Below are 26,542 nucleotides of genomic sequence, written 5' to 3' on the forward strand. Positions count from 1 at the left end.
ATCGCGCAACCACGGACGAGTACTCGCCCCGCCTGGCGATCACGAGCGGTGACGCAACGGGCGCGGCGCGAGAACGATCGTTTGAGCGCGCCATAAGTGCGCAGGAGTCCTGCCGGTAGTTCACCGGCGAAAGGAACATGTCATGGCGGCGACCGGCAACGACGAGTCGCTGGAGCCCGCCGCGGTCAGGCGCCACCGGGTGCTCTTCCGCGCGATCGAGAAGCGACGTCATCCGAGGCTGCGCCGCAGCGACATCACCGTCACCGACGAGGCGGCGGTGAAACGCGCCACGAAGGCCGCTGCCCTCGGCAACGCGATGGAGTGGTACGACTTCGGCATCTACAGCTATCTCGCCGCGACCCTCGGAAAGGTCTTCTTCCCGTCCGGCAACGACACGGCGCAGCTCCTCAGCTCCTTCGCGACCTTCGCGGTCGCCTTCCTGATGCGTCCGGTCGGCGGAATGGTCTTCGGGCCGCTCGGCGACAGGGTCGGCCGCAAGCGCGTCCTCTCCCTCACCATGATCATGATGGCGGTGGGAACGTTCGCCATCGGCCTGATCCCGCCGCACGCGAGCATCGGCATCTGGGCCCCGGTCCTGCTGATCTTCTTCCGGATGGTGCAGGGGTTCTCCACCGGCGGGGAGTACGGGGGCGCCTCGACGTTCATCGCGGAGTACGCGCCCGACAAGCGGCGCGGCTTCTTCGGCAGCTTCCTGGAGTTCGGCACGCTCGCCGGCTACGTCGGTGCCTCCGGCCTCGTCGTGCTGCTGACCGGCGTCCTCACCGAGCAGCAGATGCTGGACTGGGGCTGGCGCATCCCCTTCCTGGTCGCGGCCCCGCTCGGCTTCATCGGCCTCTACCTGCGGCTGAGGCTGGACGAGACGCCCGCCTTCCAGAAGCTGGAGGGCGGCCAGGTCAGGGCGGGCGAGGCCGCCGATGCCGTGGAGACCTCCGCCACCGGCGACCTCGGCAGGATCTTCACGCGCTACTGGCGGCCCCTGCTGCTGTGCGTCGCGCTCGTCGCCGCGTACAACATCACGGACTACATGCTGCTGTCGTACATGCCGACGTACCTGTCGGACGAGCTGGGCTACGGGACCACCCACGGTCTGCTGATCCTGCTCGTCGTGATGGTCCTCCAGATGTGCGTCATGAACCAGGTCGGCCGGCTGTCGGACCGGTTCGGGCGCAAGCCGCTGCTGATGACGGGGATGCTCGGCTTCCTCTTCCTCTCCGTGCCGTCCTTCCTGCTCATCCGGCAGGGCGGTGTCGTCCTCATCACCGCGGGCCTGCTCCTGCTGGGGCTCTCCCTGGTGACGATGCTCGGCACGATGTCCTCGGCGCTTCCGGCGATCTTCCCCACGCAGGTCCGCTACGGCTCCCTCTCGGTCGCCTACAACCTCTCCACGTCGGTCTTCGGCGGCACGACTCCGCTGGTGATCACCGCTCTGATCAGCGCCTTCGACACCAACCTGATGCCGGCCTACTACGCCACGGGCGCCGCGGTCATCGGTGTCATCGCCGTCCTGTGCATGAAGGAGACCGCCAACCAGCCGCTGGCCGGCTCCCCGCCCTGTGTCGAGACGGAGGCGGAGGCCGCGGAACTCGTCCAGGCGCAGACCCCCAGCCCCCGGTTCTGACCCCGCGGCCGGACACGGAGACGCCCCCCTGCCGGAGGAGGCAGGGGGGCGTTTCGCTGCCCGAAAGGCAGAGGCGTCCCGGCGATCAGGCGCCCGGTCCGGGGTCCGGCCGTACGGCGGTGGTCAGCCCGGCCCTCGCCGCCTCCAGCTGTGCGGCGAAGGCGATGCCGAGGAACAGCGCGACGCCGGTGAGGTTGGCCCAGAGCAGGAGCGCCACGAACGCCGTGAGCGGCCCGTACACAGCGCCGAAGGAGCCGCTCTCGGCGACGTACAGGGTCAGCAGCCAGGTGGCGCCGACCCACAGCACCAGGTGGACGGCCGAACCGAAGGCCAGCCAGGTGTAGCCGGGCTGGTCCCGGCGCGGTGACCAGCGGAAGATGACGGCCGAGGCGACCCAGGCGAGAACCAGGCCCACCGGGATGCGAACGGCTTCCCACCACCCGGTGGTGCCGGACCAGCCGAAGGCCTGGGCGGTCGACTCGCCCACGGCCTCGCCCGCCACCAGGACCAGGAAACCCAGCACCATCGGTACGCCCGCGGCGAAGGCGAGCAGCACCGCCCGGCCGTACTTCACCGGGAACGGCCGGTCGCGTTCGATGCCGTAGATGCGGTTGGCGCCCCGTTCCACCTGGCCCATGGCCGAGGCCAGGTTGAGGACCGAGAAGGCGAGACCGAACCACAGTGCCACGGTGCTCCAGACGTCGGAGTCCGCGCTGCGCCGGGTGCCGTTCAGCGCCTCCTCGACCACCTCCGAACTGGCGCCGGGCACGATCCTGCCGAGGGTCAGCTCGATGATGCGCCCGACGCTCTCGGTGTGGGCGGCCGTGGCCAGGCCGACGAGGGCGATGGTGAAGGGCACCATGCCGAGCACGATCTGGAAGCCGAGGGCGCGTGCGTTGGTGAAGCCGTCGGCGTACCGGAACCGGGAGAACGCGTCGGTCAGCAGCCGGACACCGCCGTAGCGGCGCAAGGCGGTGAAGGCCTCGTCGCCGGAGAGTTCCTCCCCGATCATGTCCCGCGTCTGCGGAACGTGTACGACCGTCCCCATCGTCTGTGTCTCTCCTCGCGCCTCGGCCGGCGGCGAAGGTGCCCCGCCGGGGTGCCCGCCGGTCCGGCATCCGGGATACCGTCTGCCCGGCCGCGTCCGATGCAGGCGTGCGGCGGGCGGCGGGCGGGTGACTCGGCCGGCCCTGGCGTCAGTCCCCGCCGACGACCACGACTTCGTCCCGCGCGCTCCAGCGGCGGCGCTCGGTCTTGGGCGGATTGATCCGGACGCCGTAGTGGGGACCCTCGGAGGCGTCGTCGTGGCTGCGGTATCCGATGGCGCACTCGCCCTTGAGCCGCGCCGCGGCCACGACCGTGGCGAAGGGCGTCTCGTGTTCCGGCCGCACATAGTCGGACGCCGGCCTCAGGTGGACTCCGTGGCCCTCGGCGGAGAACAGCTCTTCGAAGACCGCCGCCAGATGCCGGTTCTGCGAGATCTGTGCCATCAGCAGGCCGATGAGCTTGCCGCTGATGATGACGTCGGCTCCGGGACTGATGGGAGCCAGTGCCCGGTTGCGGTCGTCGATCAGCTCGGTGACCACGGGAAGCTCCCGTCCGGCGGCCTGCTCCATCTGCTGCAGGAGCAGCAGGGTCACGAGGGTGCGCATGTCGGGGTCGTCCGACGGGTGGCCGGGGGCGGGGTCCCGGCCGAGCACGATCACGCTGTCGTACGAGGCGATCTCCAGGCCGCGCAAGGTGCCGGGGCGGGTGACGTCGCCCCGCCGCAGGGTCAGGGTCAGACCGGCACCCGCTTCCCGGTCGGCGTAGTCGACCTCCTGGAGGGTGACCTCTCCGTTCTCCGCGACCACGTCGACGGCCGAGCCGGGCCGGGCGCAGCGGCGGAGCTGGTCGACCACGAGGGGAGCGCGCCGGTTCCAGCCGAGCAGGAGCACCCGTTCCGGCCGCGCCGGGGGCGGACGCTCGCTCGCCATCGCCGTCTCCTCCACGAGGTGGGAGCAGTCGTCCAGCCGTACGGTGTCGTCGTCGTGGGAGATGACGACGAGCAGGTCGTCCGGGCCGATCGGTGTGTGCGGCGGCGGGCTGAGCAGGGGGATGTGGCCTCGCATCAGTCCGACGACGCTCGATGTGGTGTACGACAGCAGCACGTCACCGAACGGGCGTCCGACGAGGGACGGTTCGGCGGCCAGGTAGAACTCGTCCCCGGCGAAGTCGAGCAGTTCGCGGTGGACGAGGGAGAGTCCGGGGCGGCGGGCGGACTGCACGATCAGGGCGGCGGTGACGGTGTCGCTCTCCAGGACGATGCCGCTCGGTCCGGCGGCCAGGGACGCCGCCAGGCGGTAGCGGTCGTCACGCAGCGCGGCGACGACGGGCGGGCCGTTGTCGCGGTCGGGCAGCGCGGCCCGGAAGGCCAGCAGTGTCTTGACGACCTGGGCGTCCGCGTCGGGCTCGTCATGGGGAAGGACCAGGACGACACCGGCCTCGGCCGGGTTGGTCAGGGCGAGGACGGCGGGATCGGTGGGGGGACCACTGCGGCAGATCAGCCGGGTGCGGCCGCCCGGCCCCGTCTTGGTGCTCAGCGACTCCTCCATCACGGTCTTGTCCCGGTCCGCCAGCAGGGCGACCGCCGCGCCCCGCCGGTTGGCGTTGGCGGCGACCAGCTCCCCCACCACGGTGAACACCTGCTCGGACCAGCCCAGCACCACGGCGTGCCCTCGCTCCAGGACCGTGGAACGCCCCCGGCGCAACGCGATGAGCCGCTCGGTCAGGGCCGTGGTGATCAGACCGACGAGCGTGGAGACGTACAGCAGCGCGACGAGCGCGAGCAGCACGGACAGCACCACCCTCAGCGGCGCCCCGGTGGCACCGCCCAGCCGCAGCGTCTCGCCGGTGATCCGCCACACCTGGGCCAGTCTGCCGACGAGCGAGGCCGGAGCGTCCGGGTCGGTCCACACCACGACCGCACTGGCCGGAACCACGACCGCCAGACACAGCAGGGCCAGCCACCCCACGAGCGCCGGGGCGCCGCGAGCCAGCGTGCTGTCGAACCAGTAACGGAGCCTGTCTCCGAGCGGAGTACGCCGCGGCGCCACCCTGCTCCCCCCTGTCGCCGTACGTCCGGTCACGGCCGGCGCGGCGTCTCCCCCCGCACGCACGGCCGCCCGCCCCTCAGAACCAGCAGTGTGCGGGCCCGATCGCCCGGACGGGCGAGGAATGCACCCGCTTCACACCTTCGGGGAGATCTTCGCCGCCGTGGTCAGCGCGCCGAGACAGTCTTCCCCCGGTAGAATCTCGAATTTTGATACGACATTTCATAGCCATCCCGACATTCACCGCATCTTCTTCGCGTGAAGAGGGCCACTGACCTGGCCGGAGTGATCGATGCCCCGGAAACACCCGACCGACGACGGTGACGAGCTGCTCGCCAGGCTCGGCGCGCTGACGGCGCAGGCCCGGGAGCGCGCGGAACTCCAGCGGTCGCGGCTGGAGCTGGCCGTCGCCCTCCAGCAGGGCATGCTCCCCACCAGCCTGCCGACGGTCCGTGGTTTCCGGCTGGCCGTCGAGTACCAGCCCGCCCACCACGGTCTCAGCGTGGGAGGAGACTGGTACGACGCCTTCACGATGCCCGACGGCTGCATCGGGCTGTCCATCGGCGACGTACAGGGACACAACATCGAGGCGGCCGCCTTCATGGGGCAGGTACGGGTCGGCCTGCGCGCCCTCGCCTCCGTCACCAGCGAGCCGGGTGAACTCCTCGCCCGCGTCAACAACCTGCTGCTGGCCCTCGGCACCGACCTCTTCGCCACCTGCACGTTCATCCGCCTCGACCCGTCGACCGGGGTGCTGGAGAGCGCACGGGCCGGGCACATACCGCTCGTCTGGGCCACGGCGGACGGCCGCTCCGGCCTCGCCGCGGACGCGGGCGGACCGCCCCTCGGCGTGCTCCCGGAGATGGCGTACCCGGTGACCGAGCACCGCCTCTCGGCGGGCGACGTCTTCGTACTGGTCACCGACGGCGTGGTGGAGGGACCCGCGCTGAGCCTGGACGAGGGGCTCGACCAGGTGGTGCGGCTCGCGGGCGTCGCCGCCGTGGCCGGCATGGAGGCGGCCTCGCTGGCCACCGCGGTGATCAAGGGCGCCGAACGGGTGGGGCACACGGACGACGCCGCCGTTCTCGTGGTGGGCCGCGACAAGTCCGCCTCTCACTCCCCGTGATCAGCCGAAGGGCGGCCCACAGCCGCTACCGCCTCGCCGAACAGCCGGTCCCGGTGTGTGATGGCAACTGTGGTGCGTATCCCTGATCGGCGCGGAGCGATCGTCTACGGATTCCAGGTGCTGGCCGTGGCCGCCTGCTACTACGCGGCGGGACGGCTGGGACTGCTTCGCCAGCTCGTGGTCGGGGACGCCGTGTTCACCCCCATCTGGCCGCCCACCGGCGTCGCGGTGGCCGCCCTGTTCGTCTTCGGCCTGCGCTGCTGGCCGGGTATCGCGCTCGGAGCCCTCTTCGTCGTCCTGTCCCTCTCCCCGCTGCGGCTCCCGGTGCTCGGCAACATCACCGGGAACACCGTCGCCCCCGTCTGCGCCTACCTCATGCTGCGCAGGGTGGGCTTCCGGACGGGTCTGAGCCGGTTACGGGACGGCGTCGCCCTGGTCTTCCTCGGGGCGCTGGCCGCGATGCTGATCAGTTCCACGGTGGGCGTCGGCCTCCTGGTCCTCACGGGCAAGCTCGGCATGGACGGCTTCTGGCCGGTCTGGCTGGCGTGGTGGGTGGGCGACGCGATGGGGGTGCTGCTGGTCACCCCGGCCCTGCTCCTGCTGAGCGAGCCCCACCACGTGCCCGACCCGGCCCGCTGGAAGGAGGCCCTGGTCCTGGTCGTCGCGGCCTGCGTCATCATCCCGCTGGCCACGCACAGCGAGCTGAGCCTGCTCTACCTCATCTACCCCTTGCTGATCTGGGCGGCCCTGCGCTTCCAGCTGGCGGGCAGTGTGCTGTGCGCGCTGTTCGCCTCCGTGCTCGCCACCGTCGCGGCCACCGACGGCAGCGGCCCGTTCGCGGAGCTGACCCGGACCGAGGTGATGATCAAGCTCCAGGTCTTCAACGGCTCCATGGCCCTGACCGCGCTGCTGCTGTCGGCCGTGATCATCGAGCAGCACAACACCCGGCGCTCGGTGGAGCGGGCCTGCCAGGAGCTGGTCGAGGTGCTGGAGCACCTCACCGCGGGCGAGGCCCCGCCCGGCCGCCCGCCGACGGACGGAAACGGCCCACCGGGGGACGGAGACGGTCGCCCCGCCTGGCCCCAGGGCCCCTGAGGAGAGCGTGAGCGGGCGCGACGGCACGCCGCCTGTCCACCTGACGCGCGAGCGCGGCATGGACGGACACCATCCGGGTAATGACCCAGCCATGGGCATGCCAGGCAACGACACCGCCACGTGGTTCCACCCCTCCCGGCCGGACCGGGAGACGTACACCACGGTGCGACAGCTGAACGGACGTCCGGACTTCTCCGGCCGCAGGCGATCCCGTGACCAGCAGGCCTGGACGGTCGAGCGTCGCCCTGTCGACCGTCTCGCGGTGGCCGGCGCCTCGTACCTCCCCGGTGACCGGACCGCGCAGCTCGCCACGGACGTGATGGCCGCCGGCCGGGCAGCCGTCTCAGTCGCCGCACACGGCACGCGACATGAGGAAGGCCGGCGGGCCGGCGCCTCCCTCACGAGCGGGGTACCGCTCGGTGCCCATCTCCTGACCGCCGACGTGGTCTGCCGCAGAAGGAGCACGTCGACCGCCGGCGCCACGCTCGAGCCGTTCCCGAGCAGCTGAGCCCTGAGAAGGGCCGGGCAGCCGGCACCCCCATCCCGCTGTTCTCACAGCCGCCGCGGTACGGCTGTGTCAGCGCGGACAAGGTCTTCCTGCCCGGCACGGGGCTCTGCTCAGCCCGCTCGTCGGGCCTGCTCAGCCCGCTCGCCAAGCCCGCTCGGACGCCTTCGCCTGCCATTGGCCCGCCGTCACGCGCCAGATGAGAAGGGTGCCCGACTCACCGGGAGCGGAGGGCCCTTCCGGCGCCGGCCTGCGTTCGGCCTCGGCGAAACCCAGGCGGCGAGCGCCTCAGGATGCTCTCGCGGCCCCGCGGGCCGTACAACGCGTTATCGCGACGGGCGTGGTCAGGCGGACGGGGCCGTGAGCGCGGCGGGTTCGCCGAGGACCAGGGCCGCCGGGGCCGGATCTGTCAGCCACCTCAGGTGACTGCCTTCGAGGGTGCGGACGTCGTACGGGTTGTCCGGCGTCAGCGCGTTGCCCGCGCGGCCGTGCAGAGGGTGCTCCGCGCCGCGCGGGAACACGGGGTTCTGCTCGCGGCCCCGGACCGGACCCTGGACGCCCCGGTGCCGAGTGGCCCGCGTGCCGATTGAGGGATTGGCGTTCACCGGGCACGGGCAGGGACACCAGCAGAATGCGGCATGAGCACGCCCACCTTCCCCCACAGGAGGCCGACCTTGCACGCACGCACCTTCGTCCCCACGCTCGCCACCGTCTTCGCGGCAGCCCTGGTCACCGCCGGATCGGCACACGCCGCGCCCACCGGCACCGACGCGCCCGCCCCCGCGGCCCGCGTCGTCACGTACGACGCCGGCGCGTCAGCGGAGTTCAAAGCCGCCGTCGACCGGGGCGCGGCCATCTGGAACGAGAGCGTGGACAACGTCGAGCTGCGCCCGGCCGCGACCGGGCAGCGCGCCAACATCCGGATCGTCGCCGACAACGGCTGGCCCCGGGCCCTGACCACCTCGCTCGGCAACGGAATCGTCTACATGGGCCGCCAGGCGGTCAATCAGGGCTACGACACGGTCCGGATCTCGGCGCACGAACTCGGCCACATCCTGGGGCTGCCGGACCGCAAGCCCGGTCCCTGCACCAGCCTGATGTCGGGTTCCAGCGCGGGTGTGTCGTGCACCAACCCGTACCCGAACGCGGCCGAGAGGGCGGAGGTCGAGGGCAACTTCGGCCTCGCGCCCGCGCAGCGGGCCGGTGTCCCGCACGATGTCGTGCTGACGGGCTGACGGCCGGCACGGCGAGTGGGCGGTGCCAGGCGGATCACACCTCGTGCCGGGCGTACAGCTCCAAGTGGCCGCGCTCCGGACATCGGCAGGCGTCGGCCTGGAAGCGAGGCCGGCCGAGCCGCTCGGCACCGCCGAAGTTCGATGAGGCAGTCCCCCGTCCCGGGGCTGACGGTCACTCCACGACGGCCGCGGCCCCAGGGTCCGGGCGGGCCGTCCGGAGCCGGTCCGTCAGGACGCTTCACCCGAAGGTGGCATCAATTCCCGGCCACCGCGTCATCCGGGCAGCCGAGACGACGACAATCGCCGAACGCGGGTATACGGGACGCCGTGATGACAAGGCCCTCTCACGTGAGGAGCAGACGATGACCGACGACGCGTACCTCGTCCTGCTGCCCGGCACGGCCCCCGCCCTCGGTGTGCCTCCCGCGGCGGTCGGCGACCTGGCCTGCATGGAGACTCCCGCCGTGCAGGCGTGGCTCCAGGCTCAGGGTGTCAGCGCGGACTCCCCCGACCTGCGCCTGGTGCCGCCCGAGGAGACGGCGGCCGTCCCCGAGGACGCCGAGCGGCTGCCCGTGCCCCTCGGCGACGAGGAACTGAGCCGCCTGCGCCACCACGTCGCGCCGCCGGACCTCGCGCGGCTGGAGGAGGAACTGCTGGCCTACCGCTCCTGCACGGACGGCCGCAACGCACTGCTCACCCGCGCCCTCGCGGCCGGCGTACCGGCGCACCGCGTCGCGGAACTGACGGGTGAGGACCTGGCCGCCGTCAGGGCGGCCACCCGCTGAAGCCCGAGGAGTCGTCACCCTTATGGGATGAGCCAGGCGGCGGTCCATCCGGCCAGCACCCGTTCCGGAAGGGACGTTCTCCGGATGGCCGGTGGCCGCCGCCGCTCCTAGCCTCGACGTCATGATCATTCGTCGTTCATGGTGGTCGGCCGCGCTGCTCGGGCTCGCTGTCGCGTCGTTACCCTCGGCCGCGGCCTCGGCCGCGTCAGTCCCCTCCGGCCTGGCCCGGTCCGTGCAGCGTGACGCCGACGCCCTGCGGGATGCCGGAGTCACGGGGGTCGCGGTCCGTCTGGAGACCCCGCGCGGGACGGTCACGGCCCGGTCCGGGGTGGGAGACCTGGCCACTCGCCGCCCGGTGCCGAAGAACGGATACCTCCGTCTGGGCAGCACCACCAAGACCTTCGTCGCCACCGTCGTGCTGCAACTGGTGGGCGAGAAGCGAATCTCCCTCGACCAGACGGTGGAGCAACTGCTCCCCGGAGTGGTGTCCGGGCCGGGACACGACGGCCGGGCCATCACCGTCCGACAGCTGCTCCAGCACACCAGCGGCCTGCCCGACTACGTCTACGACGTCTTCCCCGACCCGAGCGCCCGGACCTATTTCGCCAACCGGTGGCGCGCCTATCCGCCCGAGGAGCTGGTGCGCCTGGCCCTGCGCCATGAGCCCGAATTCCCGCCGGGCACCCGCTGGGCGTACTCCAACACGAACTACGTACTGGCCGGGATGATCATCGAGAAGGTCACCGGCAGCACCTGGGAGGAGCAGGTCCACGACCGCATCCTGCGCCCGCTCGGCCTTCGGGACACCGACACCCCCGGCACCTGGCCCTTCCTGCCACAACCGCACGCCGCCGACTACCAGCAGTTCAGCGCGGGCGGGCCGATGATCGACACCACGCTCCCCTACCGGCCCTTCGACAGCGGGGCGGACGGCTCGATGACCGGCACCGCCCGCGACCTCAACCGCTTCTTCAGCGCCCTGGCCGGTGGACGGCTGCTCGAGCCCGCCGAACTCGCCGCCATGCGGACCACGGTCCCGGTGCCCCGGGACGGCGGTCATCCGCCGGGCACCCGGGACGGGCTGGGCCTGTTCGTCACCCCCTTGTCCTGCGGGGGCGGTTATCTGGGGCACGGGGGAAGCGGCTTCGGATACGTCGTCCGTTCCGCGACCACCACGGACGGCCGGCGCACCATCACCGTCTCCGCGCACAGCCGCTCGGCGGATCCGCGGGAGACGGCCCGTCAGGAAGGGGCGCTGAACGACCTCGTCGACCACGCGCTGTGCCACGCCGGCTGACATCGTAGGCTCCCTTCCGCACAGGTGAGATCGACAGTTCGGCGGGGGCGGAAGTGACGTACGAGGGACATGGCGACCATGGCGTGAGCGTGGCCGCCGAGGCGGTGGTGAACGCGTTGCGTGATCTCGCCGAGCAGCGGCCCGGCGAGATCACGCTGCTGGACGGCTTCCCCGACGCGGAACTGGACGGCTGGCCCGTGCGGGTGCCCGAGGCCGTACGCGTCGTGCTGCGCGTCGTGGGAGGTGTCACGGCAGGCAGACAGCGGTACGTGTTCGGTCCCTCCGGGCGCCCGCCGCGCATTCGTTCGACCTCCGGGGGCGCGACGTGGGCCCTGAACCCGGGCGGCGACATCCTGGCCGTGGCGGGCGACGGGACGGCACCGGACTGGGGGCCGGTGCTGTCCGCCGCCTACGTCGACGCGTACGCGTTCACGGTCGAGGCGCCGGGGTTCGTGCCCTGGCTGGAAGTCCTCACCCGCCGCCTCGCCGGGAAGACCACGCACGACCGCACCGGTGTTGTCGAGGCACCGCCCTTCACCGTCGCCGCCGTGCCGTCCATCGAGGTCGCCGAGGGCCCGGACGCGGAACTCGCCGCGATGGTCGGCTCCGGTCACAGCCTCGTCGACGTCGCCGATCTGAGGGACCTGCCCGGCTACCCGTGCGCGATCTCCTGGGAGCCGTACTTCACTTACGACGGCGGCACGGCGGACACCAGCGGCAGCGACGTCGACTACCGGCTCGTCGGCGGGGGACGCGTCCTGCTGCTGGAGAGCGACGTCAGCGGGGACTTCCTGGGGAGGCCCGTCCGGCGGCACCGGATCCCCGGCGACGCCGCGGCCTCGGCGGTGTCCCGGCTGCACGCGCTGGCCCGGCGGTTCCCGAAGCTCGTGACCCTCGCCGAGGGAACCGCCGACGCGGAACTCGACCGGTGGCCTGTCCCCGTCCCACCGGACGTGCGGACGGTGCTGCGGGCCATCGGCGAGGTCCGCGTGGCGGGCATGCCGGCCCTGCGGCTGATGCCCGGTGAGCCCTGGCAGCAGGTGGATCCCGCGCTCCACCGGATCATTGACGGCGACGGCCCGTACTGGCCGCTGGCCCATGTCGGTCACGGCCCGCGCAGCGTCTCCCTCGCCCACGTGCGGATCGACTCGGCCACCGGCCAGTGGGGATACGTGGTCTCCGTCCCGGGGGGCGCCGACGCGCTGCGCGACGAACCGGAACTGGTGCTGCTCGCCGAATCGTTGCCCGCTCTGCTGCTCAACGTGGCCCGGATCGCCGAGGAGGCGGTGAGCCGGGCCGCGGCCTCCGGGGCCGACCCCGCTTCCCTGATCACCGGCGTCTCGACGTGGTTCACCCCCAACACGGGACAGCCCTGGACCATGCCCGTGCCCGTCGAGGAGTGGGCCGGGGATCCCGATCCCCTGCGGGCCCGGGCCGCCGCCTTCCCGCCGGGCAGCCACGCCGCCGACCTGCGCGACTCCCCGGTCCCGACCGACCTCTGCTTCTACCGCGCCGAATCGTGGAGCTGGCACCGGACCCTCGACCGGCTGCACTTCCTCGGCGGCGGGGAGGTGGTGGTCGCGGTCGCCGAGACCGGCGACTAGAGCCCATCGAAGGAACACGCTCTGGATGCTCGAGTCCAAGGGGTTCAGTGGTCGTATGCGGTGAGTGCCCGCATGACCGGCTGGCCGGTGTGATCGTTGTGCCAGATGGCGGCGGTGAGAGCGAAGGCGACGGGAAGGCCGTGCAGGGTGCAGACCAGGTGCAGCCGCAGTCCCCAGAAGGAGCGCGGGTGGCTGGCGCAGTAGCCGTACTGTGCCCGTCCGGCCAGGTCAGAGCGTTCGACGGTCTCACGGGAGCGGCCGCACTCCACCGGTGTCGAGTCCGCGACCCACACGTCGTCGCTCCACAGCGTGGTGTCGACCGCCAGCGTGCGGGTGACGCACCGGATGAGCTCGGCGGCCTTGCGCAACCGCTTGTTGTAGCCGGGCTGCTGGGGCAGGCAGGGGAACAGGTGCCGCAGGTGAGCACGGGCGTGTCGCAGCCACGGGCCTCGGAGGTGAAGCCGAGCATTGCCTGCATCATCGCCAAGGTGACCAGCTCGGCATCGCTGAGCTGCGGCGCGATGCCCACGGCCGGCCGCCAGGGGGCGAGCTGCGGTGAGTCCTTCAGCAGATTGTCGGTCGTGACGTAAAGGGTGGTCGCGAGGGAGTCCGGCTCTGTCTTCACACACCGACGTTGGACTCCCTCGTCGCATGCGCGCAGACGATGTCCCGAAATCGATCACCTATGTGGTCGTGCGTCTGCGGGCCAGTTCCCTGCCCTCCTCGATCAGCGCGTCAGCGACCAGCAGTCGCGGCAGTAGGTCCGGTTCGAGTGTCATCGCGCGGAAGACAAGCGCGACGGTCACGTCGTGGTCGGGCCGGTACGCGATTTCGACGGGGTCGGAAACCCGGATGTCTCCCGGCTCGATCACGCGCAGATACGCTCCCGGCACCGCGGCCTGGGTAAACCGCTTGATCCAGCCCTCTCGCTGCAGCCAGCCCTGGAACGTCGCGCATGGGATCCGCGCGCACGACACCTCCAGGACCACGTCTGGCCCGATGCGCCAACGTTCACCGATCAGGGCGCCGTTGACGTCGACGCCGAGGGTCGTGAGATTCTCCCCGAAGACGCCGTTGGCAAGCGGCCTGCCCAGCTCGGCCTCCCACCCGTCGAGATCCTCGCGGGCATAGGCGTAGACGGCCTGGTCGGAACCGCCGTGGTGCTTCACGTCGTAGACGCGGTCGCCTACGAGACCGACCTCGCCGGTGCCCTTGGGCCCGGGCGCGATGACGGCAACCGGGCCGTCAACAGGCCGCTTGTCGATGCCCGTCGCGCTGAGGCCCTTCCACGGGTTGGGTCGGGGCTTGCCGACATTGACGGAGAGCAGCTTCATGCGCGCGACAGTACGATCCTCTGCACGCCAGGGCGACTCATTTCCCCGCCAACCCCTTGGAACCGATCATCTAGGCCGTCTTCTTCGTTCCGCTGAGCAGCGGCCGGTCCTCAAGTCGGCCTTCCCGGCAGCGCGTTCCCGGTCGACCCGGGAGGGCTAACGCGCCTCCGGCTCGCGATGCCGGGCCCACGCCGCGGCGCGCAGATCAGCGTCGAGCAGGATGTCCGCCGCGGTGCAGGCGAGCGCCCGGGTGGCGGCGGTCAGGACCGCGCGGGCCCGGTCCGAGGCCGCCGCGCGGGCGAATTCGGGGGTGTGGTCGGATCCGCCGGCGTCCATGACGGCGACGAAGGGGTGGATGGCGGGCACCCGTGCGCTGACGTTCCCGATGTCCGAGGAGCCGAGGTGGACACCGGGGACGGGCGGGGTGAGGGTGATGCCCGCGCGGGCGAGATGCCCGGCGAACCGCTCGGAGAGGGTGTCGCTGTCGCGGAAGTGCTCGTAGCGGACGGTGGCCTGTTCGATCTCGGCGCGGGTCCCGGTGGCACGGGCGACGCCCTCGGCGCAGGTGCGCAGCCGCCCCACCAGATCGTCCAGCTCGGCGGTGGTGGCGGCGCGCAGGCCGAACCGGCCCTCGGCGTACTCCGGGACGATGTTGGTGGCCGTGCCGCCCTGGGTGATGATCCCCTGGATGTGGGACGCCTGCGGGAGCCGTCGGCCGAGGCCGTGCAGCACGTTGAACAGCTCGATCAGCGCGGCGAGCGCGTCGATGCCCTCCGTCGGGTCGCCCGTGGGGTGGGCGGCGCGCCCGTGGAAGCCGATCCGGTACTGCACCTGGGCGGTCAGCGGGGCCCGCGCCCAGTCGTGCACACCGGGATGGAACATCAACGCGGCGTCCACGTCGTCGAACACGCCGGCCTCCGTCTCCAGGACCTTCCCGCCGCCGCCCTCCTCGGCCGGGGTGCCCACCGCCAGCACGGAGCCGGGTGCCGCGCCGAGCACCGTACGGACCGCGAGAGCCGCGCCCAGGCCCGCGGCGGCGATCAGATTGTGCCCGCAGGCATGCCCGAGTCCGGGCAGGGCGTCGTACTCCAGCAGCAGCGCCACCGCCGGCCGGCCGTCGCCCGAGCACGCGGTGAACGCGGTCGGCAGTCCCGCCACCCCGCGCTCGACGGCGAAACCGTCCCGTTCGAGTACGCCCGTGAGCAGGGCTGCCGCCCGGTGCTCGGCGAAGGCGTACTCGGGGTCGGCGTGCAGGCGCAGGGCGACGTCCCACAGTTCGTCGGCCCGCCGGGCGACCTCGGTGGTCAGGGTGGTGTGGACGTCGTCGAGCGTGTGGGCCACGCGGTCTCCCTCGGGCGGCGGCGGCGGTCGTGCGTGCCCCGGCCGGGTTCCACCGGGCGCCGCCTCGACACCCGGGAGGTCCGGACGGCCATGTGGGGCCGCCCGGACCGCGGCGAGGCTCACTGATCGCGGAGTGTGAGGTCCTGCGGAGTTTCGCTCGGCGTGACGGTGCAACACGGTCGGTACGGCTGTCCGACGCGGCCGGACCGGTGCGGCCGGTGTCCGTGCGACGCCCCGCGACCGGTGTTCTGCCCAGCCATGATCCGGGAGGAACGATGGACCACTCGCGCGCCCCTGTACTGGAGGCCCTTCAGGAGTTCCGGCGCCGGGAAGACGTGGCGTACGGTCCGCCGGGCCACAAGCAGGGCCGGGGCGCGGACCCGCGGGTGGTGGACATCGTCGGAATGGACGTCTTCCGCTCCGATGTGCTCACCCTGAACGGGCTCGACGACCGCCGTCAGTCCCAGGGGGTGCTCAGCCAGGCGCAGGAGCTGATGGCCGACGCGGTCGGTGCCACGGAGGCGTTCTTCTCGACGTGCGGCAGCTCGCTGTCGGTGAAGACGGCGATGCTGGCGGTGGCCGGGCCCGGTGAGAAGATGCTGCTGTCGCGCAACGCGCACAAGTCCGTGGTGGCGGCCGTCGTCGTCAACGGCGTGGAGCCGATCTGGGTGCCCCCGAAGTTCGACGCCGAACGGCACCTGGCCCATCCGCCCGAGCCCGACGACGTGCGCGACCGGCTGCGGGAGCACCCGGACGCCAAGGGCATGCTGCTGATCACCCCGACCGACTGGGGCACCTGCGCCGACGTGGGCGGTGTGGCCCGGGCCTGCCACGAGTTCGACGTACCGCTGATCGTGGACGAGGCGTGGGGCGCCCATCTGCCGTTCCACCCCGACCTGCCGGCCTGGGGGATGGACGCCGAGGCCGACCTGGTGGTGACCAGCGTGCACAAGATGGGCGGGACGATCGAGCAGAGCTCGGTCTTCCACCTCCAGTACGACCGGGTCGCCTCGGAAGTACTCAAGCAGCGGGAGGACCTGCTGGGCACCACGAGCGCCTCGGCCTTGGTGTACGCCACCCTGGACGGCTGGCGGCGCCAGATGGTGGAGCACGGGCACGAGCTGCTGGGCACCGCGCTCACCCGGGCGCGGCGCATCCGGGCGGCGGCCGACGAGCTGCCGGGACTGCGGGTCATGGGCCGCGAGGTGGTGGACGAAGGGCTCGCCGCCGACCTCGACCCGCTGAAGATCGTCATCGATGTGCGGGAGCTGGGCATCAGCGGGATGCAGGCGGCCGAGTGGCTGCGCACGCACCGCCATGTCGACGTCGGCGGATCCGACACCTGCCGGATCAGCGCCTCGATCACCTACGCCGACGACGACACCACGGAGCAGATCCTGCTGGACGCCCTGCGGGCGCTGGTGGAGAAGGCCGAGTCGATCGAGCGACAGCCGTGGGTGCACCTGCCGGAGCCGCCGGTACTCGAACTGGAACAGGCGATGCTGCCGCGTGACGCCTTCTTCGCGCCGGTCGAGCATGTGCCCGTGGAGCGGGCCGCGGGACGGATCAGCGCGGAAATGGTCAGCCCGTACCCGCCGGGGGTACCCGTCATCGCGCCGGGAGAGGTCATCACCGCGGAGGTGCTGGACTATCTGCGCAGCGGTGTGGAGCACGGGGTCCTCATCCCCGACGCGGCGGATTCCTCGGTGCGGACGCTGCGGGTGGTGGCCCGCCCGTGAACCGGTCGTGTCATCACAAGGGGCGTCCCGGGTACTTGGTACCCGCTGTCGCGCACCCGGGTGCGCCTGTCACGTACTCGGTTCCGGCTGTCACGCGCGGCGAAAGGGAGTGGTCATGACGCAGCACGGTGACGACCTGGCATCCGCCGGGCGAGCGCCGGCCGGCGAGACACAGCCGGCCACGGCGGTGAGCGACCTGGTGCCCGAGGTACCCGGGACGCAGGAGCCGCCCCCGGACCTGACGCCGGATCTGCCCCGGGACCGGACGCAGGCGATCCTGGAGGCGACCAAGCAGGTGGGGACCCTGCTGAAGCGGAACGGGCACCGGTTCGCGCTGGCCGGCAGCGTCGCCGCGTACACGCACGGAGCGGGCACGAACCTCCAGCACGACGCCGACTTCTGCGTCCGCCCGGAGGACGCGGAGACGGTCGCGGCCACCCTGCGCCAGGGCGGGCTGGAGGTGCGGACGCCGCCGGAGGACTGGCTGCTGAAGACGGAGTGCTTCGGGCAGTCCGTCGACATCATCTTCCGGCTGGCGCACCGGCCCGTCACCACGGAGATGCTCGACCGGGCCGAGGAGATGCCGGTGCAGTCGGTGCTGATGCCGGTGCTCTCCGCCACGGACCTGGTGGCGAGCCTGGTCTCCGCGTTCACGGAGCACTACTGCGACTTCGGCGCGGTCCTGCCCGTGGCCCGGGCGCTGCGGGAGAAGGTCGACTGGGAGGAGGTACGGCGCGAGTGCGGCGAGGACCCGATGCCCGCCGCCTTCCTCTTCCTCCTCGAACGTCTGAACGTGATCGCTCCGTGGAAGGAGCAGCCGTGAACAACCTGGACTACCGCGTCGCCCACCTGCGCGAGCGCCTCGCGGGCGGGCCGCTGGCCGAGCTGGGCGTGCAGGTCGCGGTGCACGGGGACTCGGTGCTGGTGACCGGCACCGTGCCGTCCGCGCACTGCCGCGACGAGATCGGGCGGATCGTGGGCGAGACACTGACCGGGCTCACGGTGCGCTGCGACCTGGTGGTCGCCGAGGCGTCGTCCCCCGACCAGGCGGAGGAGCTGGCATGATCCGCATCGCAGCCGTCGGAGACATCCACATGGGGCCCGACAGCCAGGGAGTGCTGCGGCCCGCGTTCGAGACCCTGCCCGACTGCGCCGACGTCCTGCTCCTGGCGGGCGACCTGACCCGGCACGGCACTCCCGAGGAGGCCCGGGTGGTGGCGCGGGAGGTCAAGGACCTGGGCGTGCCGGTGGTGGCGGTCCTGGGCAATCACGACCACCACGACGAACGGCCCGATGAGGTCACGGCGATCCTCCAGGACGGCGGTGTCCAGGTGCTGGAGGGTCAGGAGACGATGCTGGACTGCGCGCGGGGCCGCGTCGGAGTGGCCGGCACCAAGGGGTTCTGCGGCGGCTTCGCGGGCCGCAACGCCGGCGAGTTCGGCGAGCCGCTGATGAAGGAGTTCGTTCGCTACACACGTCGCTGCGCCGATGGCTTGCGTACGGCGCTGGAGCGGCTCGGCGAGCAGGGCTGCGACGCACGGATCGCGCTCACCCACTTCTCCCCCGTGCCGGACACGCTGGCGGGCGAGCCGCTGGAGATCTACCCGTTCCTCGGCAGCTACCTGCTGGCCGAGGCGATCGACACCGCCGGAGCCGATCTCGCGGTCCACGGGCACGCCCACGCCGGCACGGAGCACGGCATGACCAGCGGTGGCGTCCGGGTGCGCAACGTCGCCCAGCCGGTCATCGGACGGGCCTTCCACGTCTACCACCTCCAGGTGCCCGAGCGGGTGCCGGCCGGCGCCGAAGCGGAGCCGGCCGGCTGACCCCGGCACGGCCCGCCCCACGCCACGGTGGACGACGGGCCGGCGGGCCGGCGGGCCGGCGGGCACCCGGAGGGGACAGCCTGTCTCACAGGAGAGCCTGTCGCGTCGAGGGCGGGCCGTTCGTGCCGGGTGCGGCTGGGTCTCTCGGCCACCTCGGCGTACTCGCTCGCCGGACGTCGGGTGCGCCCAGGTCGAGCACCCACTCGCCGGGCCCGAACGCCCTGGGCGCCACCGCCTCGTCGCGGCGCCGGACCGACCAGCATCCGGGCACCGGCTCCCCCGGGTACTCCTCGTCACCGAGACCCGACAGCCGCGCTTCGGCCCTCTCCCTGGCCTGGTCGAACCGGTCGAGCAGGGAACCCGGTCGATCGGTCCGCGTGCCATCGGTCCTCATGTCAGTTGCCCCAGCGGCCCGCGTCGGCGTTGATCTCCATCCTCGTCGTGTGCGGCGGCGTGGATCTTTCTCGCAGCAGCTCCGCCGCGATGGTGAAGTGGGGGGCCTTCTCCGGGCGGCGGCGGGCCTGGGCCACGATCTCGTCGGTGAGAGTGGTGGCCATGGACAGCCGCGGGTAGGCGGCGTGGATCCGGGCGCCGGTCGCGTCGTCGACGCATTCCGTGCCCAGTCCGAAGTCCATGCCGGTTCCCTTGTGCACCAACGCGCACAGCGGGCCGCGGCGTTCGGCGATCCCCGGCGAGGTGTGCAGCGCGATGGCTTCCCACACGGCGTCGACGTCCGGTGCCGGCAGGCCCTGCGCGGTGAGGAACTCGGCGGCCGTGTCCGCCCCGTCCACCTCGAACCGCTGGTGGCGGTCGCCCGCCTCGGTCAGTCCGATGTCGTGCAGGACGCAGGCCAGGAACAGCAGGCCGGGGTCGTAGTCCCGGCCGGGGGCGGCGCCTTCGTGGTCGGCGCGCAGGCGGGCGAACAGCCAGGCCCGGATGCTGTGGTTGGCGGTCGCCGTGGATTCCGTCTCGCGCACCAGCGCCAGCGCACGGCGGGCGATCGGGGTGTCGGGGAACGAAGGGAGGCCGCTGATGGTCTGGGTGGTCATGGCTTCATCCTCGGTGGGCACCGCGGGCGGCGACAGTGGCAGGATTGCCGCTGTGCGAGAGGAAACTGCCTGTGAGTCGACGGACGTCGGTGCCGGTGTCCGCGGGGGCCCGAGACACCGGGTGGCAGTGCTGGTGCTGGACGGTGTCCTGCCTCTGGACCTGGGCATTCCGGCCCAGGTCTTCACCGCCGTGCCGGACGGTCCGTACGAGATGACGCTGTGCGGACGGTCGGCGGGCCCGGTGCCGACGGCCGCCGGATTCGACGTGACGGTGACCTCGGGCCTCGAAGCGCTGCTCAGCGCGGACACCGTCGTCGTACCGGGTTACATGCCGCACGAACGCCCGCTGCCCACCGTCGTCCTCGACGCGCTGGCCGGCGCCCACCGCCGCGGCCGTCGGCTGGTGTCCGTCTGCACCGGTGCCTTCGCGCTGGCCGCCGCAGGCGTGCTGGACGGCTGCACCGCCACCACCCACTGGCTCTACGCCGACGACCTGGCCGTGCGTCACCCGCGCGTGCGGGTGGACCCGAAGGTGCTGTACGTCGACGAGGGGCGGGTGCTCACCTCGGCCGGTGTCGCGGCCGGCATCGACCTCTGTCTTCACCTGGTCCGGCGTGATCTGGGGGCGGCGACCGCCAACGAGGTGGCACGCACACTGGTCGCGGCGCCCCATCGTGACGGCGGTCAGGCCCAGTTCATCAAGTACCCGCTGGCCACCGCCGCGGACGCGACCACGCTCGCGGCCACCCGCACGTGGGCACTCGACCGCCTGCACGAGCCGCTGACCGTCCGCCGGCTCGCCGCGCACGCGCACATGGCGCCCCGCACGTTCGCCCGCCGCTTCGTGGCCGAGACCGGGACCACGCCGTTGCGGTGGCTCCTCGCGGCCCGGCTCGACCGGGCCCGGGAACTGCTGGAGAGTACGTGCCTCACCGTCGACCAAGTCGCCGAGCGGTGCGGTCTGGGCAGCCCCTCCAACCTGAGACTGCACTTCCGGCGAGTGCTGGGCACTTCACCCACCGCCTACCGCGCGGCGTTCGGGTCCCCCGGCCCCGGGGGCGACCCGGCCGGCCGGAGTCGCTGCCCGGCCGGGAGCGGTCTGGCGTCGCCGCATGGCCGATGATGGGGCGATGAGCACGCACACGCCCTTGCCCTCGGACGACGAGGAACCCGCTGAGCACCGGCGTTTCGCCCGCTACCTGCAGGCGCTGGAGGCCGTCGCCGAGGCGGACGAGGCCGGTCTGGTGGCGGCCGTGCTCGGGGACGAGGACGCCACGATGGCCGACAGCGCGGTGAGCCGTCATCTCGACCGCCGGGCCGCCGCCCTGCTCGACGGCCCCGCGTTCGGCGAGTGGACCGGGACCATGGCCGAAGTGGTCGCCGGGCGCGCCTTCCTCACACGCCGGCTGCTCGAGTGGAACCTGCTCCACTCGATCGCCCGAGGCGGATCCTGGGCCGCCGGCGAACTCACCGAGGCGTCCGACTGGTGCCAGCGCACGGCCGTGACCACATCGGTCATCTCCGATCCGGAAGCCCTCCGGCTGCTGGCTCGACACGGACGGACCCGCCGGGTCCGCGTCGCCGCGGGCCGCCGGCTGCGGGAGGCGGAGGCGGCGAGCTGAGCGGGACCACGAAGGACAGCAGTCGTCCGGGCCCCGTTTATGATCATGACTGTGGATTCCGTCGCTCTTGTTCTCATCGCCCTGATCGTCTTCGTGTCCGTCATCGGCCACGAGGCCCGCTTCTCCCGGCTCGACAAACGCCTCACGCGCATCGAGCGCAAGCTGGATCTCCTGCTCGGCCATCTGGACGTCCCGGTGGAGGACCCCGGCATGGACGAGGTGGCGGCACTCGCCCGTGACGGCAAGCCGATCGAGGCGATGAAGGCGTACCGGCGAGTCACCGGTGCCGGGCTGAAGGAGGCGAAGGACGCCGTGGACCGGCTGCAGGAGCGGCGGTGAGCAGCGCGGTCAGCCACTGACGGCGGGATTCCTTGGCCCGGCGGGAGAGGCGGGCCTCGGGAACGAACTCGTCGGAGCCGTGGAAGCCGCCGGGCCACACGTGCAGCTCGCACTGGATCCCGGACTGCCACAAGCGGCCGGCGTAGGCGACGGTCTCGTCGCGGAAGGTCTCCGCGGAGCCGACGTCGAGGTACGCCGCAGGCAGGCCCGAGAGGTCGAGGGCGCGTGCCGGGGCGGCGTGCTCGGGGACGCCCGGGGTTCCCGCGGCACCGTCGAGGAAGGCGTTCCAGGCGGTGGCGTTGGAGGCCCGGTCCCACATGCCCAGCCCCGCCATCTGCCGGCCGGAGACCGTGTCGTCGCGGTCGTCGAGCATCGGGGACAGCAGCATCTGGGCCGCCAGGCCGGGGCCGCCTCGGTCGCGTGCCAGCAGCGCCAGGCCCGCCGCGAGCCCGCCGCCGGCGCTGGTTCCCACCGTGATGATCAGGTCCGGGTCCGCACCCAGCTCCGCGGCGTGCCGCGCCGACCACACCAGGCCCGCGTAGCAGTCCTCCAGCGGTGCCGGGTGCGGGTGTTCGGGGGCGAGCCGGTACTCCACCGACACCGTCACCGCCCGCAGGGTCCGGGTCCAGTCCAGGACATCGGACATGAGGTGCCGCCGGCTGCCCGCGATCATGCCGCCGCCGTGCATGAAGTAGAGCAGGGGCAGCCGCGAGCCTGCGGGGGCGTCGGCGGGACGGCAGATGAGCACGGTGACATCCGGGGCGCCGGGCGGCCCGGTGACCGCGCGTTCCTCCCAGACGACCTCGCCACCGCAGCCCAGGGCCTCGTCGTCGAGCGCGCCGGCCCCCACCGCGGCGCGGACCGCGGGGATGGCCTGCGGAGTGAGCGGGGGCTGCTCGCCCGAGGCCTCCAGGGTGGCGGCCAGTTCGGGATCGAAGGGAACGGGCGGCAGGTCCGCGGCAGGGGCGGCGGGAGCCTGCGTGGCAATGTCTCGTGTCGTCCGACTCGTCATGTGTGGGGTTCCTTCCGGAGGGCCGTGCAGGTGCGAGTGCCCACGAGAGGGCTCACGGTTGCCTCCGTCCGGCCGGACCGTCCCGCGCCGCGGGCCGACGTCATCGGCGTCCGGCAGGCTCGTGCACGGCGATGATGACGTCGGTACAGGTCGTCGTGGTGTCGGTCAGCCGGAAGGCGGTCGGATGCGAGCCGGACTCCGTGAACAACCGGCGGCCCAAGCCGTGCGCGTGCCCATCGCCTCCTGCGTCGTGGGATCCTGGCGCCGCTCGCCCAGCCGCCGTGCGTGAAGCCCTCCCGGCGTCTCGGTCATGAAGCGTGCGGGCGGCTTTCACCGGGCTGGGCGCCCTCGTCCGGCGGCGTGCTCTTCCGTGGCCGTACGCGGTCGCCACGGTGGGTGGGCGCGGTATCGACGGCGGCGGCCAGCCGCTGGGCCAACTCGGCCGTCCGCCCCGCGTCCAGAGTCTTCACCTGGACGGCGCTGACGGTGATCCCCGCCCCGTCCGGCCGGGTGATGGTGACGGTCTGGTTCCCCCGCCGGCTCTGCGCCCATGCCACCACGACGCCGGCGAACACCGCGGCGACTCTGCCCGGCTCCAGCATCGCGACCAGCGCGTCGGTCACCGCGCCCGTGGCACCCGGCGGCGGAGCACCGTCCGCGGCCCGGATCCGGCCGCGCAGTTCCGGCTCGGCGATCAGCCAACGGCGCAGGTCGCGATCGCTTTCACCCGCTCCCGCGTCATCGCCGCGGACTGTGACGAGGATGCGCATGACACCTCAAGGTAGCGGAGCGCCCGGGGTGATGGACCGCGAGGATCGGCCGTTTCACGGAGGCCGGGCAGTGGTGCGGCGCGGCGGCCGGGGGCCGCCGCGCCAGGACGTGCGGAAGTGCGGACGCCCGGGAGCGTGGGCGTCCGGGAGTGCGGAGTACGCCGGGTGGGACCGCCGTCGGCTGCCGGTCAGGGGGCCACGGCGCGGCCGGTCTCCGGGGAGATCCGTCCGGAGCACAGCCCCTTGGCCGCCAGCGTCTGCGCGATGCGCGGAACGGCCGCGCGGGTGTTCGCCGACCACTCGTGCATGAGGATGATCTGGCCGTTGGTGAGCCGGGCGGCGGCCTGCACGATGGCGTCGGTGCTCGCACCGTTCCAGTCCTGGGAGTCGACGTCCCAGATGACCTGGGTCAGGCCGTACTTGGCCGCGACCGACCGCACGGTCGTGCTGGTCTCACCGTACGGCGGGCGGAACAGCCTGGGTGTGCCGCCGCCCGCGTTGGCGATGACCTGCTGGGTCCGGGCGATCTCGGAGTCGATCTGGGACTGGCTCAGCTGGGTCAGGTGCGGGTGGGTGTAGCTGTGGTTGCCGATCCACATCCCGGCGTCGGCCTGGGCCCGGACCTGGGACGGGTAGGCGGCGGCGTACTGGCCCTGGTTGAACATCGTGGCCCGCAGCCCGTTCTGCCGGAGGGCGGTGAGCAGGGCCGGTGTGTGCGCGCTGGACGGGCCGTCGTCGAAGGTGAGCCCGACGTACCCGTTGCAGACGGCGGCCTGCGCGGGGGCGGCTTCGGTGGTGAGGGTGAGGGTGCTCGCCACGGCCGTCGCGGCGATGGCCACTCTCACGGCCGGGGAGCGTCGTGTGCTGGGCATGCGGGGTGGGTCCTCCTCGTCTGCGGGTGTGACCGCGGTGGGGGTGCGTCGAGGGCCGGATGGCTGCCGGTCCGGGTGCTGCCGGACGTTCAGCCGCTCACGGTGATGCTGGAGTTCCCGCTGCTCTGGTATCCCTCGGTGGCGAGGATCATGTAGTAGCTGAAGCTGCCCAGCCGCATGCCCGCGCGGGCCCACGCGTCGAAGTGGTTGCCGGTGGTGATGGTCCCGCCTGTCCGCTTCGACTGCCGGACGCTCCAGTACTGGTTGAAGGTCTTGGTGCCTTCCACGGAGGGGGCGTTGTACCGCGTCGTCTGATAGATGTCGTAGGTGCCGCCGTCGCTGGTGACGGTGCCCTTGTACGTCCCGGTGGGCCGGTAGGTGCCCCAGTTGTCGACGATGTAGTACTCGACGAGCGGGTTCGAGGTCCAGCCGTAGAGCGTCAGGTAGCCGTTGCCGGACGGGGCGAAGCTGCCCGAGTAGCGCACGGTCCTGCGTCCGCCGTTGCTCCAGCCTTTGCCGCCGACCCAGTTCCCGCAATTGGTCCAGTTGGTGCGGTAACTGCCGCCCGCCGCGAGGGTCATCGAGACGGATCCGCCGCCGTCGGTCCAGAACGAGTAGTAGAAGCCGTTGTGGGTGCCGGTCTGGTTGGTGGTGATGACCGTGTCCGCGTGAGCGGTGGTGGGCACGAGCAGGCCGGACGCGGACGCGGCCAGCGTCAGGGCGCCGGCACGGCCGATGAAGCCCCTGCGACTCATCGAGGGGGCTGGGGCGTTCTCCATGCTTCCTCCAGGTGAGGGCTCGTGACAGGCCGACCGGCGGGCCGCGCCCGCGGCGCTGGACGCGCCTGGGCGTGGGCGTGGGCGGGCGGCCATGGCGAGATGAGGGATGTCCGCGCCGCGCGGCGCGGTGGAGCCGCCTCCGCTGAACGGGAGGCTCGATCGCTGGAGAGTATGTGCCCGGCTCGGGACGGTGGTCAATGACTCTGTTTCCGAAAGTCCTCCGAAAGTTCGGTGGCGATCAACCAGTTGGTCGCTCGAAAGGTTTCGCTCACTCGCCAGGCGACGCGAATTGGCGAGGCTGATCCGGGAAGAGAGTCAGTTGTGGTGACGCAAGACTCGCGCAGCACAGCGAAACATTCGGAGAGCCCGCCCGACGGCTGATTGACCCCGGCGGCCGGTGGCGGCCGGTGCGGGATCCGCCGGCGAGCCGGTTTCGTCAGTGCTGATGTGGCGGACCGCGCGGACATCGGAGCGGCGCTCGTCGTCGGGTGCAGCTCACAGCAGGTCGCCGGTGGCCATGGGGGGCCGTGAGCGGAAGGTGCGGCGGTAGGTGTCCGGAGGGACACCCACCGTGCGGTTGAAGTGACGGCGCAGCGTGGTGGCGGTGCCCATGCCGGTGGCGGACGCGATGGACTCGACGCTGTCGTCCGTGGTCTCCAGCAGCTCCTGGGCGTGGCGGACGCGCTGCGTGAGGAGCCATCGCAGCGGGGTGGTGCCGGTCACGGCCCTGAAGTGACGGCCCAGGTTGCGGGAGCTCATCCGGGCCTGACGGGCCAGGTCCTCCACGGTCAGGGGCTGGTCGAGGCGTTCCATCACCCAGGGGAACAGCGCGGAGAGCGGGTGGTTGCCGGGTGCGGGCACGGGGGTGGTGACGAACTGGGCCTGGCCGCCGTCGCGGTGCGGCGGCACGACCAGACGGCGGGCGAGAGCGTTGGCGACCGCCGAACCGTGGTCGAGTCGGACGAGATGCAGACACAGATCCATCGCGGCGGCTTTGCCTGCGGAGGTGAGCACGCTGCCGTTGTCCACGTAGAGGACGTCCGGGTCCACCCGCACCCGGGGATGGCGGGCGGCCAGGGCCTCGGTGTGCGCCCAGTGCGTCGTCGCGCGCAGCCCGTCCAGCAGCCCGGCGGCGGCCAGCACGAACGCGCCCGTGCACAGGGAGGCCACCCGGGCGCCCGCCGCGTGGGCGGCGCGCACCGCGTCGACCAGGCCTGCGGGCGGGGCCTCGTCGACATCGGCCCAGCCGGGGACGATCACGGTGTCGGCGCGTACGAGGTGGTCGAGGCCGTGGTCGGGCTCCAGCCGAAACCGGCCGACCCGCACGGCGGCCGGCCCGCAGACGGCGAACCCGTACCAGGGATCGGCCCCTCCCACCGGGGCACCGCCGAACACCTCGTGGGCCAGGGACAGTTCGAAGTGCAGCATCCCGTCGGTGACGGCCATCGCGACAGTTCTCACGTCCGGAATTGTACGGGTCA

The 26,542-nt window shown here is 72.2% G+C and carries 25 protein-coding genes and 3 pseudogenes; 15 read left to right on the forward strand and 13 right to left on the reverse strand.

What is annotated here, in order from left to right:
* Window positions 1-142 precede the first annotated feature (142 nt).
* The gene (gene proP, locus VE614_RS11795; protein WP_324935526.1) at window positions 143-1,639 is read left to right on the forward strand and encodes a glycine betaine/L-proline transporter ProP; all 1,497 of its coding nucleotides are present in this window, start codon (window positions 143-145) and stop codon (window positions 1,637-1,639) included.
* 85 nt (window positions 1,640-1,724) lie between these two features.
* Here the strand turns inward: proP and VE614_RS11800 are convergent, their stop codons facing one another.
* Both VE614_RS11800 and VE614_RS11805 read right to left on the reverse strand, forming a co-directional pair.
* Entirely contained in the window at window positions 1,725-2,687 is a 963-nt protein-coding gene (locus VE614_RS11800; RefSeq protein WP_324935528.1) for a YihY/virulence factor BrkB family protein, read from the reverse strand.
* Window positions 2,688-2,835: 148 nt separating this feature from the next.
* Complete coding sequence (locus VE614_RS11805; protein WP_324935530.1) at window positions 2,836-4,734, reverse strand: CASTOR/POLLUX-related putative ion channel; 1,899 nt, start codon at window positions 4,732-4,734, stop codon at window positions 2,836-2,838.
* Between the two features lie 289 nt (window positions 4,735-5,023).
* On the opposite strand from VE614_RS11805, the gene VE614_RS11810 reads away from it, so the two are divergent.
* The 3 genes from VE614_RS11810 to VE614_RS11820 all read left to right on the forward strand — a co-directional run bounded on the left by VE614_RS11810 (window position 5,024) and on the right by VE614_RS11820 (window position 7,460).
* Window positions 5,024-5,857 (forward strand): PP2C family protein-serine/threonine phosphatase, encoded by an 834-nt coding sequence (locus VE614_RS11810; RefSeq protein ID WP_324935532.1) that lies wholly within the window; start codon window positions 5,024-5,026, stop codon window positions 5,855-5,857.
* Between the two features lie 60 nt (window positions 5,858-5,917).
* On the forward strand, window positions 5,918-6,952 hold the full coding sequence (locus tag VE614_RS11815) for an MASE1 domain-containing protein (protein ID WP_324935534.1): 1,035 nt from the start codon (window positions 5,918-5,920) through the stop codon (window positions 6,950-6,952).
* A gap of 97 nt (window positions 6,953-7,049) precedes the next feature.
* Window positions 7,050-7,460 carry a hypothetical protein gene (locus VE614_RS11820; RefSeq protein WP_324935536.1) on the forward strand — a complete coding sequence of 137 codons (411 nt, stop codon included), beginning with the start codon at window positions 7,050-7,052 and terminating at the stop codon, window positions 7,458-7,460.
* Between the two features lie 341 nt (window positions 7,461-7,801).
* Here the strand turns inward: VE614_RS11820 and VE614_RS11825 are convergent.
* Window positions 7,802-7,942: pseudogene (locus VE614_RS11825) on the reverse strand (alpha/beta hydrolase); the annotation flags it as partial.
* Window positions 7,943-8,131: 189 nt separating this feature from the next.
* On the opposite strand from VE614_RS11825, the gene VE614_RS11830 reads away from it, so the two are divergent.
* The 4 genes from VE614_RS11830 (at window position 8,132) to VE614_RS11845 (ending at window position 12,378) form a co-directional block, all read left to right on the forward strand.
* Window positions 8,132-8,692, forward strand: coding sequence for a snapalysin family zinc-dependent metalloprotease (locus tag VE614_RS11830; RefSeq protein ID WP_414719561.1), 561 nt, complete (start codon window positions 8,132-8,134; stop codon window positions 8,690-8,692).
* Between the two features lie 362 nt (window positions 8,693-9,054).
* The gene (locus VE614_RS11835; protein ID WP_324935538.1) at window positions 9,055-9,477 is read left to right on the forward strand and encodes a DUF6003 family protein; all 423 of its coding nucleotides are present in this window, start codon (window positions 9,055-9,057) and stop codon (window positions 9,475-9,477) included.
* 121 nt (window positions 9,478-9,598) lie between these two features.
* Window positions 9,599-10,774, forward strand: a complete 1,176-nt coding sequence (locus tag VE614_RS11840) for a serine hydrolase domain-containing protein (RefSeq protein WP_324935540.1) — start codon at window positions 9,599-9,601, stop codon at window positions 10,772-10,774.
* 83 nt (window positions 10,775-10,857) lie between these two features.
* Window positions 10,858-12,378, forward strand: a complete 1,521-nt coding sequence (locus tag VE614_RS11845) for a hypothetical protein (RefSeq protein WP_324935542.1) — start codon at window positions 10,858-10,860, stop codon at window positions 12,376-12,378.
* A 107-nt stretch (window positions 12,379-12,485) separates the two neighbouring features.
* Here the strand turns inward: VE614_RS11845 and VE614_RS11850 are convergent.
* From VE614_RS11850 to VE614_RS11860, 3 genes and pseudogenes are all read right to left on the reverse strand, one after another.
* Window positions 12,486-13,003 (reverse strand): annotated as a pseudogene (locus VE614_RS11850) (IS982 family transposase); the annotation flags it as partial.
* A 58-nt stretch (window positions 13,004-13,061) separates the two neighbouring features.
* The gene (locus tag VE614_RS11855; RefSeq protein WP_324935544.1) at window positions 13,062-13,712 is read right to left on the reverse strand and encodes an MOSC domain-containing protein; all 651 of its coding nucleotides are present in this window, start codon (window positions 13,710-13,712) and stop codon (window positions 13,062-13,064) included.
* Between the two features lie 156 nt (window positions 13,713-13,868).
* On the reverse strand, window positions 13,869-15,053 hold the full coding sequence (locus VE614_RS11860) for an amidohydrolase (protein ID WP_324935546.1): 1,185 nt from the start codon (window positions 15,051-15,053) through the stop codon (window positions 13,869-13,871).
* 275 nt (window positions 15,054-15,328) lie between these two features.
* Between VE614_RS11860 and VE614_RS11865 the strand changes: the two genes are divergently transcribed.
* From VE614_RS11865 to VE614_RS11880, 4 genes are all read left to right on the forward strand, one after another.
* Entirely contained in the window at window positions 15,329-16,792 is a 1,464-nt protein-coding gene (locus tag VE614_RS11865; RefSeq protein WP_324935548.1) for an ornithine decarboxylase, read from the forward strand.
* Window positions 16,793-16,907: 115 nt separating this feature from the next.
* Complete coding sequence (locus tag VE614_RS11870; RefSeq protein WP_324935550.1) at window positions 16,908-17,615, forward strand: hypothetical protein; 708 nt, start codon at window positions 16,908-16,910, stop codon at window positions 17,613-17,615.
* The gene (locus tag VE614_RS11875; protein WP_324935552.1) at window positions 17,612-17,857 is read left to right on the forward strand and encodes a BON domain-containing protein; all 246 of its coding nucleotides are present in this window, start codon (window positions 17,612-17,614) and stop codon (window positions 17,855-17,857) included. Before VE614_RS11870 ends, VE614_RS11875 begins: the two co-directional genes overlap by 4 nt.
* A complete protein-coding gene (locus VE614_RS11880) occupies window positions 17,854-18,618 on the forward strand; it encodes a metallophosphoesterase family protein (RefSeq protein ID WP_324935554.1) in 765 nt (254 codons plus the stop codon). Before VE614_RS11875 ends, VE614_RS11880 begins: the two co-directional genes overlap by 4 nt.
* A 140-nt stretch (window positions 18,619-18,758) precedes the next feature.
* Here VE614_RS11880 and VE614_RS11885 read toward each other — a convergent pair.
* Together VE614_RS11885 and VE614_RS11890 are read right to left on the reverse strand one after the other, a co-directional pair.
* Window positions 18,759-19,012: pseudogene (locus VE614_RS11885) on the reverse strand (DinB family protein); the annotation flags it as partial.
* A gap of 1 nt (window position 19,013) precedes the next feature.
* Window positions 19,014-19,667, reverse strand: coding sequence for an HD domain-containing protein (locus VE614_RS11890; RefSeq protein WP_324935556.1), 654 nt, complete (start codon window positions 19,665-19,667; stop codon window positions 19,014-19,016).
* 121 nt (window positions 19,668-19,788) lie between these two features.
* On the opposite strand from VE614_RS11890, the gene VE614_RS11895 reads away from it, so the two are divergent.
* The 3 genes from VE614_RS11895 to VE614_RS11905 are packed head-to-tail and all read left to right on the forward strand — an operon-like array spanning window position 19,789 to window position 21,628.
* Window positions 19,789-20,790 carry a GlxA family transcriptional regulator gene (locus VE614_RS11895; RefSeq protein ID WP_324935558.1) on the forward strand — a complete coding sequence of 334 codons (1,002 nt, stop codon included), beginning with the start codon at window positions 19,789-19,791 and terminating at the stop codon, window positions 20,788-20,790.
* Window positions 20,791-20,797: 7 nt separating this feature from the next.
* Complete coding sequence (locus VE614_RS11900; RefSeq protein ID WP_324935560.1) at window positions 20,798-21,289, forward strand: hypothetical protein; 492 nt, start codon at window positions 20,798-20,800, stop codon at window positions 21,287-21,289.
* Between the two features lie 51 nt (window positions 21,290-21,340).
* Window positions 21,341-21,628, forward strand: a complete 288-nt coding sequence (locus tag VE614_RS11905) for a hypothetical protein (RefSeq protein WP_414719562.1) — start codon at window positions 21,341-21,343, stop codon at window positions 21,626-21,628.
* Here VE614_RS11905 and VE614_RS11910 read toward each other — a convergent pair.
* The 5 genes from VE614_RS11910 to VE614_RS11930 form a co-directional block, all read right to left on the reverse strand.
* On the reverse strand, window positions 21,567-22,640 hold the full coding sequence (locus VE614_RS11910) for an alpha/beta hydrolase (RefSeq protein ID WP_324935564.1): 1,074 nt from the start codon (window positions 22,638-22,640) through the stop codon (window positions 21,567-21,569). The genes VE614_RS11905 and VE614_RS11910 overlap by 62 nt on opposite strands.
* A gap of 308 nt (window positions 22,641-22,948) precedes the next feature.
* A complete protein-coding gene (locus VE614_RS11915; RefSeq protein WP_324935566.1) occupies window positions 22,949-23,410 on the reverse strand; it encodes an effector-associated constant component EACC1 in 462 nt (153 codons plus the stop codon).
* A gap of 188 nt (window positions 23,411-23,598) precedes the next feature.
* Window positions 23,599-24,282 (reverse strand): polysaccharide deacetylase family protein, encoded by a 684-nt coding sequence (locus VE614_RS11920; RefSeq protein WP_324935568.1) that lies wholly within the window; start codon window positions 24,280-24,282, stop codon window positions 23,599-23,601.
* Window positions 24,283-24,371: 89 nt separating this feature from the next.
* Window positions 24,372-25,061 carry a glycoside hydrolase family 11 protein gene (locus VE614_RS11925; RefSeq protein ID WP_324935570.1) on the reverse strand — a complete coding sequence of 230 codons (690 nt, stop codon included), beginning with the start codon at window positions 25,059-25,061 and terminating at the stop codon, window positions 24,372-24,374.
* Between the two features lie 495 nt (window positions 25,062-25,556).
* Window positions 25,557-26,522, reverse strand: coding sequence for a helix-turn-helix domain-containing protein (locus VE614_RS11930; RefSeq protein WP_324935572.1), 966 nt, complete (start codon window positions 26,520-26,522; stop codon window positions 25,557-25,559).
* Window positions 26,523-26,542 lie beyond the last annotated feature (20 nt).

This window comes from Streptomyces sp. (genome assembly GCF_035645055.1).
In the GTDB taxonomy this organism is placed as follows: domain Bacteria; phylum Actinomycetota; class Actinomycetes; order Streptomycetales; family Streptomycetaceae; genus Streptomyces.

Bases quoted from the DNA above. Each gene is read 5' to 3' on its own strand.
- proP (WP_324935526.1), top strand. From the start codon at position 143: ATGGCGGCGACCGGCAACGACGAGTCGCTGGAGCCCGCCGCGGTCAGG.
- VE614_RS11800 (WP_324935528.1), bottom strand. From the start codon at position 2,687: ATGGGGACGGTCGTACACGTTCCGCAGACGCGGGACATGATCGGGGAG.
- VE614_RS11810 (WP_324935532.1), top strand. From the start codon at position 5,024: ATGCCCCGGAAACACCCGACCGACGACGGTGACGAGCTGCTCGCCAGG.
- VE614_RS11815 (WP_324935534.1), top strand. From the start codon at position 5,918: ATGGCAACTGTGGTGCGTATCCCTGATCGGCGCGGAGCGATCGTCTAC.
- VE614_RS11820 (WP_324935536.1), top strand. From the start codon at position 7,050: ATGCCAGGCAACGACACCGCCACGTGGTTCCACCCCTCCCGGCCGGAC.
- VE614_RS11835 (WP_324935538.1), top strand. From the start codon at position 9,055: ATGACCGACGACGCGTACCTCGTCCTGCTGCCCGGCACGGCCCCCGCC.
- VE614_RS11840 (WP_324935540.1), top strand. From the start codon at position 9,599: ATGATCATTCGTCGTTCATGGTGGTCGGCCGCGCTGCTCGGGCTCGCT.
- VE614_RS11855 (WP_324935544.1), bottom strand. From the start codon at position 13,712: ATGAAGCTGCTCTCCGTCAATGTCGGCAAGCCCCGACCCAACCCGTGG.
- VE614_RS11865 (WP_324935548.1), top strand. From the start codon at position 15,329: ATGGACCACTCGCGCGCCCCTGTACTGGAGGCCCTTCAGGAGTTCCGG.
- VE614_RS11870 (WP_324935550.1), top strand. From the start codon at position 16,908: ATGACGCAGCACGGTGACGACCTGGCATCCGCCGGGCGAGCGCCGGCC.
- VE614_RS11880 (WP_324935554.1), top strand. From the start codon at position 17,854: ATGATCCGCATCGCAGCCGTCGGAGACATCCACATGGGGCCCGACAGC.
- VE614_RS11890 (WP_324935556.1), bottom strand. From the start codon at position 19,667: ATGACCACCCAGACCATCAGCGGCCTCCCTTCGTTCCCCGACACCCCG.
- VE614_RS11900 (WP_324935560.1), top strand. From the start codon at position 20,798: ATGAGCACGCACACGCCCTTGCCCTCGGACGACGAGGAACCCGCTGAG.
- VE614_RS11910 (WP_324935564.1), bottom strand. From the start codon at position 22,640: ATGACGAGTCGGACGACACGAGACATTGCCACGCAGGCTCCCGCCGCC.
- VE614_RS11915 (WP_324935566.1), bottom strand. From the start codon at position 23,410: ATGCGCATCCTCGTCACAGTCCGCGGCGATGACGCGGGAGCGGGTGAA.
- VE614_RS11920 (WP_324935568.1), bottom strand. From the start codon at position 24,282: ATGCCCAGCACACGACGCTCCCCGGCCGTGAGAGTGGCCATCGCCGCG.
- VE614_RS11925 (WP_324935570.1), bottom strand. From the start codon at position 25,061: ATGGAGAACGCCCCAGCCCCCTCGATGAGTCGCAGGGGCTTCATCGGC.